Here is an 11,676-nt window from a genome sequence, read left to right on the forward strand (position 1 = left end):
AATAGGAGGAGACCATGCAACCAAAACACTCGGCCCTGGCCGCGGCGGCCATCGCCGCGAGCCTGGCACAGCCGGCCCTGGCGCAGTCCAGCGTCACCCTGTATGGGCAGGTCGACGCCTTCGTCGGCAGCACCCGCGCCGCTGGCGGCGAGCGCACGGCCATCGTCGGTGCCGGCGGCATGCAGACGTCCTACTGGGGCATGCGCGGCGCCGAAGACCTCGGTGACGGGCTCAAGGCGATCTTCGACCTGAACGGCTTCTACCGCGTCGACACCGGGCGCTTCGGCCGCTCCGATGCCGACGGCTTCCTGACCCGCAGCGCCTATGTCGGGCTGCAATCCTCGAAGTACGGCACCGTGCGGCTAGGGCGCAATACCACGCCGTATTTCCTGTCGACGATCCTGTTCAATCCGCTGGTCGATTCCTACAATTTCAGCCCGTCGATTTTCCACACCTACAGGACGGCAACCGATGGGCGCGTGTTCGATCCCGGCATCATCGGCGATTCCGGATGGTCGAACTCGGTCGTGTACTCCTCGCCAACCGCCGGCGGCCTGACCGCGAACCTGATCTATGCCTTCGGCGAGCAGCCGGGCAGCCCCGGCCAGAACAAATGGGGCGGCAACGTAACCTGGTTCAACGGCGCCTTCGCCGCGACCGCAGCCTTGCAGCAGGTACGATTCAACGGCATCCCCGGCGACGTGACGGCACCCGCAGCCCTCGCCGGCTTCGACAAGCAGACTGCGGCGCAGCTTGGCGTCACCTATGACTTCGGTGTCGCCAAGCTGTTCGGGCAGGCCCAGTACATCCGCACCGCCATCAACGGCGCGCAGGGCGATATCCGGCATGCGAACGGACAGGTCGGCGCATCGATCCCTGCCGGTGGGGGCAATGTGTTGGTCTCCTATGCCTATGGCAACACCCGCAACGATGCAGCCGGGATGGGCCGGCATACGGCCGGCATTGCCTATGACTACAACCTGTCAAAGCGGACCGATCTGTATGCCGCATACTTCTACGACCGCGTCACGGGGCGCCCGCATGCCGAGACGATAGGTGCCGGCATGCGGCATCGGTTCTAGGGTCAGGACCGCTGGCGCGTTGGCGTTGGCCTTGGCCGTTATGTCGTTACGCCGTCACGCCGACACGGCCCCGGGGCTGTGGCGGCCTGCAGCAGGCGGCGCTGGCAGCCGGTCGCCGTTCATACCGAAAATTCATGAAAATTGCTCAATAACTCAATTTACATGACTTTGTGCGTCTCCTAAAGTCGGTTCCACCCCCGCCCTTCCCCGACCTCCCCCGACTTATTACGGAGACCATCCATGCCCCAACCGGCCCCGTACCGCCGTCCTTACTGGGACACGCAGCCCGCCTATCGTTTCGATCCCTATGCCTCGACCGCGCTGCGCTCGCCGTCGCAGCCGCTGGTGCAGATTCCGCAGTCGCTGTCCGAAGTCACCGGCCCGCGCTTCGGCGCCGAGTTCGTGCGCGCGGGCGACAACGACCTGACCGCAGGCCACGGCGGCGAGCCGATCGGCGAGCGCATCCTGGTCAGCGGCCGGGTCCTCGACGAGAACGGCCGCCCGGTGCCCGACGCGCTGATCGAGATCTGGCAGGCCAACGCCGCCGGCCGCTACGTGCACAAGCGCGACCAGCACGACGCCCCGCTCGATCCGTATTTCTCCGGCGAGGGCCGCGTCGTTACCGATGCCGACGGCCGCTACCAGTTCAAGACCATCAAGCCGGGCGCCTATCCCTGGCGCAATCACCACAACGCCTGGCGGCCGCAGCATATCCACTTCTCGCTGTTCGGCAACGCGTATGCCACGCGGCTGGTGACGCAGATGTATTTCCCCGGCGACCCGCTGCTGCCGTTCGACCCGATCTTCAACTGCGTGCCGGACGAGAAGGCGCGCGACCGGCTGATCGCCGGCTTCGACTGGGAGACCACGCAGCCGGAATACGCGCTGGGCTACCGTTTCGATATCGTGCTGCGTGGCCGCGATGCCACGCCGATGGAGTAAGACCATGCTATATGCCACCGCTTCCCAGACTGTCGGCCCCTACCTGCACATCGGCCTGAGCGGCCTGAACTGCGCCGACCTGACCGCCGACGCGCCGGAACTGGCGGGCCAGCGCATCGTCATCGAGGGCCGCGTGACCGACGCCCTCGGCGCGCCGGTGCCCGACGGCATGGTCGAGCTCTGGCAGGCCAACCCGGCCGGCCGCTACCGCCATCCGGAGGACACGCGCGACCTGCCGCTGGTGCCGGGCTTTACCGGCTTCGGCCGCGTGCCCACGGCCGAGGACGGCTCGTTCCGCTTTGTCACGGTCAAGCCGGGCGTGGTGCCCGGTGCGGACGGCAAGCCGCAGGCCCCGCACCTGATGGTGTCGGTGTTCATGCGCGGCCTGCTCAAGCACGTGGCCACGCGCATGTACTTTCCTGACGAGGCGGCCGCCAACGCCGCCGACGGCGTGCTGGCACGGGTGCCGGCCGATCGGCGCGGCACGCTGGTCGCCACCGCGCAGGGCAACGGCACGCTGCGCTGGGACGTGGTGCTGCAGGGCCCCGGCGAGACGGTGTTCTTCGACATCTGACGCATTTCTTTTACCGGTGCCGTCGCCCGCGTGGCGACGGCACGCACCCAGGCGCCCCCCATGCCAAGCTCGACCCGCCTTACCGATCCGATGGCCGGCAGCCCGGCCGCGCTCGCAATCTTTTCCGATACCGGCACCGTGCAGCGCATGCTCGCCGTCGAGGCCGCACTGGCACGCGCCGAAGCACGCTGCGGCGTGATTCCGGCCGCGGCCGCCGCGGCCATCGCCGAAGTCTGCGCCGAAGTCAGCACCGACCCCGCCGTCATCGACCTGGACGCGCTCGCACAGTCCGCCGTTGCCGCCGGCAACCTCGCCATTCCCTTCGTCAAACAGCTGACCGCCGCGGTGGCCGCGCGCGATGCCGAGGCCGCGCGCTTCGTCCACTGGGGCGCCACCAGCCAGGACATCATCGACACCGCGCTGGTCCTGCAGCTCGGCGCGGCGCTGCCCGCGCTACAGGCCGACCTGCTCGCGCTCGGCCATGCGTGCGCGGCGCTGGCGACGGCGCACCGCGACACGCCGATGGTGGGCCGCACCTGGCTGCAGCATGCCCTGCCCACCACCTTCGGCCTCAAGGCCGCGGGCTGGCTGGATGCCTTGCGGCGCGACCTGTCGCGCCTGGACGCGGCCCGCCGCCACGCCGGCGCGCTGCAGTTCGGCGGTGCCGCCGGCACGCTCGCCAGCCTGGGCGCGGCTGCGCCGGCCGTGGCGCGCGAGCTTGCCCGCGAACTGCAGCTGGACCTGCCCGCGCTGCCGTGGCATGCGCATCGCGACCGGCTGGTAGAGGTCGCCACGGCGCTCGGCATGCTGGTCGGCACGCTGGGCAAGATGGCGCGCGATATCTCGCTGCTGATGCAGACCGAGGTCGCCGAAGTCGCCGAGCCGTCCGGCCCCGGCCGCGGCGGCTCCAGCACCATGCCGCACAAGCGCAATCCGGTCGGCTGCGCCGCGGTGCTGAGCGCGGCGGTGCGCGTGCCGCCGCTGGTGGCCACCATGCTGGCCGGCATGGTGCAGGAGCACGAGCGCGCGCTCGGCGGCTGGCAGGCGGAGTGGGACACCTTGCCCCAGATCGTCACCCTCGCCGCCGGTGCGCTGCGCCAGATGGGCGAAGTGGCCGTCGGCCTGCAGGTCGACGGCGAGCGCATGCGCGCCAACCTCGACCTGACGCACGGCCTGATCCTGGGCGAGGCGGCCATGCTCGAACTCGGCGGCCGCATCGGCCGGCTCCAGGCGCATCACCTGGTCGAGCAGGCGTCGCGCCGCGCGGCCGCGCAGCGCACCACGCTGCGCCAGGCGCTGGCGCAGACGCTTGCCGACGATCCCGCGCACGCCGGGCTGCTCGACGATGCCACCCTCGACCGCCTGGCCGACCCCGCCAACTACGCCGGCCAGTCCGCCGCCTTTACCGATGCCGCCGTGCACGCGTGGCACGCGGCACTGGCGCAACGCGCGGCCGACTGATTCCACCGAACCGCCTACTGGAGATCGCATTGCCCTATCTCGACCACGCCGGAGCACGGCTCTTCTATACGGTCGACGGCCCGGACCATGCGCCGGCCATCGTTTTTTCCAATTCGCTCGGCACCGACCACACCATGTGGCAGGCGCAAGCCGACGCGCTCGCCGGGCGCTTGCGCGTGGTGCGCTATGACACGCGCGGCACCGGGCGCTCCGCCGCGCCCGGCGACGCCTTCACCATGGAGCAGCTCGGCGGCGACGTGCTGGCGCTGCTGGATGCGCTGGACATTGCGCAGGCCGTGTTCTGCGGCGTGTCGATGGGCGGCCTGACCGGCATGTGGCTGGGGGTCCATGCGCCGCAGCGCTTCAGCAAGATCGTGCTGGCTAATACCGCGGCCAGGATTGGCGATGCCGAGAGCTGGAACACGCGCATCGCCGGCGTGCTGCGCGACGGCATGCATGGCATGGTCGAGCCGTCGGTGCAGCGCTGGTTCACGCCGGGCTTCGCCGCCAGCGCCAGACGCGCGCTCGATCCGATGCGCGCGGTGCTGGCCGGGCTGGATCCGCGCGGCTACGCCGCCTGCTGTGCCGCCGTGCGCGACGCAGACTTCCGCGAGAGCGTGCGCACCATCGCCGTGCCGGTGCTGGTGATCGCGGGCAGCAGCGATCCGTCCACCACCGCGCAGCAAGGCCGCGAACTGGCCGATGCCATCCCGGGCGCCCGCTTCGTCGAGCTGCCCGCGGCGCATATCTCCAATGTCGAACAACCGGGGCGCTTCACCGCGGCGCTGCTCGACTTTATCCGCGGCCGCCTGCCGGTCAGCGATGACCAGTCCCGCTACGAAGCCGGCCTCGCCGTGCGGCGCGAGGTGCTCGGCAGCGCCCACGTGGATCGTTCGCTGACGCGGCTGTCACCGCTCAACGAGGAATTCCAGAACCTGATCACGCGCTACGCCTGGGGCGAAATCTGGACCCGCGAAGGCCTGCCGCGGCACACGCGCAGCCTGCTGACCATCGCCATGATGGTGGCACTGAACCGCGCGGAAGAACTGAAGCTGCATCTGCGCGCCGCCGCCAACAATGGCGTCACGCGCGACCAGATCAAGGAGGTGCTGCTGCAGACCGCGATCTATTGCGGCGTGCCGGCTGCAAATTCGGCTTTCCATCTGGCGGAAGAGGTGTTTGCGGAGATGGATGAGGCGGGGCGCAAACCGGTGTAACAGGTATTCATCACGGAGAAATAGCAGCTCGCCTTCAGCCTGCCGGTGCGGAACCGGTCCCATGTCATACAATCTCGCCGACTGGCATCCCGGATGCCAGGCTACCATCGCCGCCGGTGCGACCTCCAACCAGCGGCCGGTACAAAACCTGCTTGGGCGGATCCACGACATCGAGGAGCATGACCGAATGACACACTGGCTGCATCAGCGGCAGCGTTGCCGCGCGCGGAGGCCCTGACATGGCGGGTTCGAGCTTGCTGGTATTGATCGACGATATCGCCACCATCCTGGACGATGTCGCCGTCATGAGCAAAATGGCGGCCAAGAAGACCGCCGGCGTGCTGGGCGATGACCTGGCGTTGAACGCGCAACAAGTCAGCGGCGTGAAGGCCGAGCGCGAGCTGCCGGTGGTCTGGGCGGTCGCGCTGGGATCGATCCGCAACAAGGTGATCCTGGTGCCGGCGGCACTGGCGATCAGCGCCTGGGCCCCGTGGGCGGTGGTGCCGTTGCTGATGATCGGCGGCGCGTTTCTTTGCTACGAAGGCTTTGAAAAACTGGCACACCGGTTCCTGCACAGCAAGGCCGAGGACGCCGCCCACCACGCGCGCGAAGTCCAGGCCGTGGCCGACCCCGCCGTCGACATGGTCGCCTTCGAAAAAGAGAAGATCAAGGGCGCGGTCCGCACCGACTTCATCCTGTCCGCGGAAATCATCGTGATCTCGCTCGGCACCGTCGCCAACGCGCCCTTCGGCCAGCGGCTCGCCGTCCTGTGCGCGATCGCGGTCATCATGACGGTCGGCGTCTATGGCCTGGTGGCCGGCATCGTCAAGCTCGACGACGCGGGCCTGTACCTGAGCAAGCAGGCATCGGCGGGACTGCGCTGGCTGGGGCAGGGTCTGCTGCGGCTGGCGCCGCTGCTGATGAAGACCTTGTCGTTCGCCGGAACGGCGGCGATGTTCCTGGTCGGCGGCGGCATCCTGATGCACGGCATCCCGGCCATGCACCATGTGACCGAAGCCGCGGCACTGGCGGTGGCATCGGTGCCGGCAATCGGCGGCGTGCTGGCGGTGCTGGCGCCGGTGGTGATCGACGGCATCGCCGGCATCATCGCCGGCGGGCTGGTGCTGGCGGTTGTGAGCGTGGTGAAGGCGGGGATGCGGGCGGTGAGGCCTTCGGCGCGGTAGGTGCGGGCGCGGGGATCGGCGCGTGACCCTACCTTGGTGGGATCTCGCACAGAACTGCATGGCGGTGTGACGGGCGTCACCGGCGCTTCTGGCGCGCCTGCCTAGAATCTCACGTAACGGTCTTGTTCACGACCGTTAATCCCCGCACTTTCCGCCAGCTGCTCCCCGGGCACTGGCGGCATTTTTTTGCGCTTCGCAGAAGAGCGTTCCCGTTCAGCGCATCCAGAAGCCGACAGCCATGGCCACGGCAACGGCCAGCACAAGCAGGATAGGCACGGCGCGTTTGCGGCGGCCCCGCCTTGGATAGCGATGGAATTCGCCGAGGCCGCCGTTGGTCAGTTTTTCCCAGTCCATGAGAAGCGCAAAGTGTCCATGTCAGGCGCAGCAGGCGATTGTGGCAGCGCCCGCCGCACGATACTGTGCCCGCCGGCACAATCTGCGCCAGTCCATCGCCAAGCCTGTCGCACCGCTCAGAACTCCATCAGCACGCCGGTGCTGATACTGCCGGCGCGGTAGCGGAACAGGGGGATGGAGTCGTCGGACTGCTGGTACAGGCCCTGGACATAGATCGAGAGATCGGACCCTTGGCGATAGGTGTAGCGCAGCAGCACCTGGCTGAGCACCTGCCGTCGGCGCGTGTCGCCGAACAGTGCGCGGAAGTACGGCTGGCGATCGCGCAATTCCTGGCGCTGCGCGAGCGCCACCACCAGATGGCGCGGATGCGGCAGCCATGTCAGGTTGGCAAGGATGGCGTAGCCATCGCGGTCGCCACCCGCGCGTTCGTTACGGGCCAGGTCGCGGATGACACCAACGGCAGCCGACACTTGCAGGTTGGGCGCAAGGTCCAGCCGGCCGCGCAGGCGCAAGTCGTGGCGGCGCGCGTCGAAGGCATGGCCGTCGGGATAGCGGTCGAGTGCCATGCTGGTGTCGACGCCGATCCGGTAAGTCTTGCCGGCCAGCTGGCGCTCCGGCAGCCAGTAGCCCAGCAGCGTGCTGGCGCCATACTGGTACGGCCGCCCGCCCAGCCACGTGTAGCCGAGCGCGGCCTGCCCCTCCACCAGCCCGACGCGGGTCTCGCTGCCGTAGTGGACGGCCAGGCTGGTGCCGGACTGGTTATAGTCGTGGCGCCGGGCGTACTGGCGGATCGAGGCGCCCGCGGACACGTTCAGGCCTTCGACGCCGCCGGTGCCCCAGTTCACGCTGCCATCCATGCCGGCAAAGCGGTCCGCCTGCGCCAGTTGCGACGGCTGCAGCAGCAGGTAGGGCAGCCGCGCCCCCGGTGCCAGCGGCACCACCGGATCGCGCGGGCCATAGTTGGCATTGGTGGTGTAGCCGGCCTGCAGCGACAGCTGCCCGCGCAGGCGCGGATCCGGGCGCTTGCATCCGCCCCGCACAAAAGAATCGATCAGCAACCGGATCGCCGGCGGCACATCGGCGCCGCCTTGCAGCTGCGAAAACTGCGTGAAGGCGCGCTCGCGTTCGCCCAGCTCGCACAGGGCAATGGCGATGTCGAGCCGTGCGCCGGCGTGCGGCAGCGGCAGCCGCTCGACATCGAGCAGCAGCTGCCGCGCCGCGTCGAAGTCGCCGTCGCGCATCGCGCCATGGACACGCTGGTAGAACGATTCGTAAGCCCCGCCCGCGTCGAAAGCCGCGGCGGGCAATTCTGCGACGATGAGACCCGTTGATCCCGGCTGGCGCGGCGCCGCCAGATCCGGCATGGCTGGGCGGGCGGGAAGCACGGGCTGGGCCGAGTGCGACGAGTGCGCCCATTGCGCCGCACCCGCAGCACACATCAGCATTGCGCACAGCTTCGCCCGCGTGCACCGGGCACGCGCATCAGGCAACAGCCGGCTCCGACAGGTCGAAAGGCTGCGGACAGGGCCGCCCGCGGACCGCGTAGATCTGCTCGGCGCGGCTGCGCCCGCGCAAGCGCGCGCGGCCGACCGGCTCCAGCACGTGGCGCTGCGCCAGCGCCGCGGTCCCCTCGCCCACCAGCAGGTCGGCCGAAACCGCCTTGCACAGGTCCTGCAGGCGCGACGCGATATTGACCGTATCGCCGATGGCCGTGTAGCTCTTGCGCAGCGGCGAGCCGATCTCGCCGACCACGGCGTCGCCGCTATGCAGTCCGATGCAGATGCGCACCGGCGCCAGCCACGGGCATACCGCCTGCAGCCGCGCGTTGAGCGCCGGCATGCCGGACAGGATGGCGCAGGCGCATGCCAGGCCGCGGTCCGCATGGTCGGGCTGATCGAGCGGGGCGTTCCAGAACGCCATCACCGCATCCCCGATGTACTTGTCGACCGTGCCGCCTGCGGCATGGATCTGCGCGGTCAGCGCTTCCAGCACGATCTCGGTCACCTTGACCAGCCGCTCCGGTGCCATGGTTTCGGCAAGCGCGGTGTAGCCCTCCATGTCGGCGAACAGCACGGTCAGGGTCCGGCGCATGGGCAGCATCGCCTCGTAGCCGCGCTCGCGCAGCACGGCTTCCATCACCGCGGGCGGCAGGTAGCGGCGGAAACGGCGCTGGAACTGCCGCGCCTGCGCGCGCGCCAGCGCCCACTCCGCCGGCGCCTGCAAGACCAGCAGCATCAGCATGGCCACCACAGGCAGCACCGCTGCGCGCCCGGCCGCGCCCGGCGGCAAGCCCAGCAGCACCAGCAGCCATAGCCCGGCCATGCCGGTCAGGGCGCCATAGGCCGCCAGCAGGTTGCCGCCGCGCGACAACCAGGCGAGCCCAAGCACCGTAGCAATGGTCCAGGCCCAGCCCAGCCACGGCAGCATCAGCCGCGGCGAGGGCGCCGCGGCTTCCGCCAGCAGCCAGTCGAGCATTTCGGCATGCGCCATCACGCCCGGCAGGCGTGGATCGTGCGGGCTGACGACATGGTCCGACAGGCCGAGTGCCGACGCGCCGACGAGCACATAACGTCCCGCCAGCGCTTGCGCCGGCACGCGCCGGGCCAGCACGTCGACTGCGCTGAATACCGGAAACCCTGCGCTCGCATGGCGCCACGGAATGGGCACGAAGCCGTCGGCCTCCCTTGCCGCCGCCATCAGCGGCGCCAATGCAGGCCAGGGCAGCGCCGCGGGCAGGCCGGGCCTGGCGCACAGCAGGGCTGCCGCCGCCAGCATCGGATACTGCTGGCCCGCATAGCCGATCACCGGCGCGATGCGCCGCACCACCCCGTCGGCATCCACCTGGGGCGTGATATGGCCGACGCAGTCGCCGGGGGCGGCGGCGAAGAAATTGCCGAGATGGCCCGTCGCGGCCGGCACCCCGGCCAGTCCTGCGGCGGTCGACGGTTCGGCCGACGCCGGCAGCGCGCCCCCGGGATGGCCCGTCCGCACCGCTGCCGGCGTCAGGTAGAAGGCCTGCGAAAACACCATCCGGTGCCGCCTGGCAAGCGTTAGCAAGGCGGCGTCCGCGGCAGCATCACGGGGCTCCGGAAATACCATGTCCAGCGCCACCACGCGGGCTCCATGCCGCGTGAAGAGCTCGCCGGCCAGGCCGGCGACGACTTCGCGCGGCCATGGCCAGGGCCCGACGACATCCAGGCTGGCCTCGTCGATCTCGATCACCGCGACATGCGCCGACTGGCCGGCGGACGGGCCCAGCCGCCAGCGCAGGTCAGCCATCAGGTCCTCCAGCCGGTGGAACCAGCGCGGCGACCACGTGCCGCTGCCAAGCAGGGCGCTGGCACCCAGCACCAGCGCAAACAGCCCCGGGCGCAGCCAGTCGCGCGGCGTGGCCGCGCCTAGCGCCCCCAATTTGTCGCCCCGACCGCGGTCTGCCCGGAGGCGCCGATCTGGCTGCTGAACACGTAGCCGGCCTGCGACGCGTCGGTGCCGGCCAGCGCGCCGCGCACCGTGGCATTGCCCGCGGCCTGGTCGCTGCGCATCATGCCGTCGGAGGTCACCGAGCCTTGCGCGCGCATCTGGTGGCTGAGCTGGCCGGTGCTGACCGTCAGGCTTGTGTCGAAGCGGCGCTTGCCGAAGTCGACCACCAGCGATGGATCGGCCACGGTGGCCGCGGTCGCCTTGCCGTCGCCCACCACGTAGGCCTCGGCCCCCTTGAGCTGGAAGCCGAACACCCCCTTGAGCGGCATCGTCATCGGCTCGCGCGTATCGCGCACCAGGGCGAACGGCCCGAAACCTCCCATCGCGACGATGTCGTGGACGCCGGCGCGCAAAGCCTCCAGGGTGATGTCCGCGGGCAGGCTGGCGAGCGCCTGGTAGCGCCCCCAGAACAGCTTCTGCGCCTCCGGCGGAGGTGGCGGGGGAGGCGGCGGGCGCACCACCGGCGTCTCGGGGACGGGCGCAGGGGCGGGACGCGGCTCTGGCAGCGATCTGACGGCATCGCCGAATGCAATCTCGTTGGCGGTGACGACGGCCGGTGCGCCCACCGCGGAGGTCCTGACCTGCCCGCCGGCGGCGCTGCCTTCGTCCTTGCCGGGCGGTGCCACCGCTTCCGGCGACAGGTGCTGGAACTGCGGCCCGAGCAGCGTCGGCTGGGTCTCGCCATGGCGCAGCTGCAGGATGCTGCCGCCCGCCTGGCTCGACAGCCCGGTGCCGCCCTCGCACGGGCCCATGCCGGCGGGACGGCAGCCGGCCAGGAACGGCGACATCACAATGCCGCCGGCACGCACGCTGACACGCGTGGTCCGCGCGTCGGTGAAGACCGAGAAGTCGGTGCCGCGGATGCCGATCGCCGCCACCGGGGTATTCATGCGGAAACGCTCGCGCGCGGCCTGGGCGCCCTCACCGGAGATGGTGCGCACCACGCCGCGGTTCAGGCGCAGCTTGATCCGCGTGTTGGCGGGCGCAGCGCTGTCGTAGACGTAGGCCTCGATGGTAAGGCTGGAGTTGGGGCGCAGGCTGACAAAGCCGCGGTCCACCGTGTTGACGTAGACATAGCCGTCGCTGCCGGTCTGCACCGTCACGCCCTCGTGCAGGGCGTTGCCGGCTTGCAGCAACTGGCGCTCGCCGTGCGCCTCGATCCAGGCGCTGCCGGCCACCACGGCTACCTTGCCCACCTCGGCCGGCGCTTGCGCCCAGGCCAGCCGCACCCAGCCGATCGACAGCACGCCGACCAGCAATCCCCGGATTATCGCTTTCATTGCAACCCCTTCTGACTTCAGTGCGGCGCAAGGGCCGCACGCCCGGGCCTGTGCGGGTCGCTCTTCAGGGCTCCCGCATCGTCGACCGGCTGGCGACGATGA

General features: G+C 69.9%; 11 protein-coding genes. 7 read left to right on the plus strand and 4 right to left on the minus strand.

What is annotated here, in order from left to right; translation table 11 throughout:
• The first annotated feature begins 14 nt into the window (after positions 1-14).
• From A2G96_RS28845 to A2G96_RS28870, 7 genes are all read left to right on the plus strand, one after another.
• A complete protein-coding gene (locus tag A2G96_RS28845; RefSeq protein WP_062803558.1) occupies positions 15-1,082 on the plus strand; it encodes a porin in 1,068 nt (355 codons plus the stop codon).
• A gap of 240 nt (positions 1,083-1,322) precedes the next feature.
• Positions 1,323-2,024 (plus strand): protocatechuate 3,4-dioxygenase subunit beta, encoded by a 702-nt coding sequence (gene pcaH, locus A2G96_RS28850; protein WP_062803559.1) that lies wholly within the window; start codon positions 1,323-1,325, stop codon positions 2,022-2,024.
• Positions 2,025-2,028: 4 nt separating this feature from the next.
• Positions 2,029-2,598 carry a protocatechuate 3,4-dioxygenase subunit alpha gene (pcaG, locus tag A2G96_RS28855; RefSeq protein ID WP_062803560.1) on the plus strand — a complete coding sequence of 190 codons (570 nt, stop codon included), beginning with the start codon at positions 2,029-2,031 and terminating at the stop codon, positions 2,596-2,598.
• 60 nt (positions 2,599-2,658) lie between these two features.
• Positions 2,659-4,059, plus strand: a complete 1,401-nt coding sequence (locus A2G96_RS28860; RefSeq protein ID WP_082819138.1) for a 3-carboxy-cis,cis-muconate cycloisomerase — start codon at positions 2,659-2,661, stop codon at positions 4,057-4,059.
• Between the two features lie 29 nt (positions 4,060-4,088).
• Complete coding sequence (gene pcaDC, locus A2G96_RS28865; protein WP_062803561.1) at positions 4,089-5,276, plus strand: bifunctional 3-oxoadipate enol-lactonase/4-carboxymuconolactone decarboxylase PcaDC; 1,188 nt, start codon at positions 4,089-4,091, stop codon at positions 5,274-5,276.
• Positions 5,277-5,337: 61 nt separating this feature from the next.
• The gene (locus A2G96_RS33765) at positions 5,338-5,514 is read left to right on the plus strand and encodes a hypothetical protein (protein WP_154676092.1); all 177 of its coding nucleotides are present in this window, start codon (positions 5,338-5,340) and stop codon (positions 5,512-5,514) included.
• Position 5,515: 1 nt separating this feature from the next.
• Positions 5,516-6,460, plus strand: coding sequence for a DUF808 domain-containing protein (locus tag A2G96_RS28870; protein WP_062803562.1), 945 nt, complete (start codon positions 5,516-5,518; stop codon positions 6,458-6,460).
• Positions 6,461-6,673: 213 nt separating this feature from the next.
• On the opposite strand, the gene A2G96_RS33770 is transcribed toward A2G96_RS28870, so the two are convergent.
• The 4 genes from A2G96_RS33770 to A2G96_RS28885 all read right to left on the minus strand — a co-directional run bounded on the left by A2G96_RS33770 (position 6,674) and on the right by A2G96_RS28885 (position 11,574).
• The gene (locus tag A2G96_RS33770; protein WP_154676093.1) at positions 6,674-6,814 is read right to left on the minus strand and encodes a hypothetical protein; all 141 of its coding nucleotides are present in this window, start codon (positions 6,812-6,814) and stop codon (positions 6,674-6,676) included.
• Positions 6,815-6,930: 116 nt separating this feature from the next.
• The gene (locus tag A2G96_RS28875) at positions 6,931-8,199 is read right to left on the minus strand and encodes a hypothetical protein (RefSeq protein ID WP_150124281.1); all 1,269 of its coding nucleotides are present in this window, start codon (positions 8,197-8,199) and stop codon (positions 6,931-6,933) included.
• A gap of 97 nt (positions 8,200-8,296) precedes the next feature.
• Complete coding sequence (locus A2G96_RS28880; protein ID WP_062803564.1) at positions 8,297-10,225, minus strand: adenylate/guanylate cyclase domain-containing protein; 1,929 nt, start codon at positions 10,223-10,225, stop codon at positions 8,297-8,299.
• Complete coding sequence (locus tag A2G96_RS28885) at positions 10,213-11,574, minus strand: FecR family protein (RefSeq protein ID WP_082819139.1); 1,362 nt, start codon at positions 11,572-11,574, stop codon at positions 10,213-10,215. Before A2G96_RS28885 ends, A2G96_RS28880 begins: the two co-directional genes overlap by 13 nt.
• Positions 11,575-11,676 lie beyond the last annotated feature (102 nt).

Origin of the sequence: Cupriavidus nantongensis, from assembly GCF_001598055.1 — a bacterium.
Taxonomy (GTDB): Bacteria; Pseudomonadota; Gammaproteobacteria; order Burkholderiales; family Burkholderiaceae; genus Cupriavidus; species Cupriavidus nantongensis.

Coding starts and splice junctions, on each gene's coding strand:
- A2G96_RS28845 (WP_062803558.1), top strand. CDS start 15: ATGCAACCAAAACACTCGGCCCTGGCCGCGGCGGCCATCGCCGCGAGC.
- pcaH (WP_062803559.1), top strand. CDS start 1,323: ATGCCCCAACCGGCCCCGTACCGCCGTCCTTACTGGGACACGCAGCCC.
- pcaG (WP_062803560.1), top strand. CDS start 2,029: ATGCTATATGCCACCGCTTCCCAGACTGTCGGCCCCTACCTGCACATC.
- A2G96_RS28860 (WP_082819138.1), top strand. CDS start 2,659: ATGCCAAGCTCGACCCGCCTTACCGATCCGATGGCCGGCAGCCCGGCC.
- A2G96_RS33765 (WP_154676092.1), top strand. CDS start 5,338: ATGTCATACAATCTCGCCGACTGGCATCCCGGATGCCAGGCTACCATC.
- A2G96_RS28870 (WP_062803562.1), top strand. CDS start 5,516: ATGGCGGGTTCGAGCTTGCTGGTATTGATCGACGATATCGCCACCATC.
- A2G96_RS33770 (WP_154676093.1), bottom strand. CDS start 6,814: ATGGACTGGGAAAAACTGACCAACGGCGGCCTCGGCGAATTCCATCGC.
- A2G96_RS28885 (WP_082819139.1), bottom strand. CDS start 11,574: ATGAAAGCGATAATCCGGGGATTGCTGGTCGGCGTGCTGTCGATCGGC.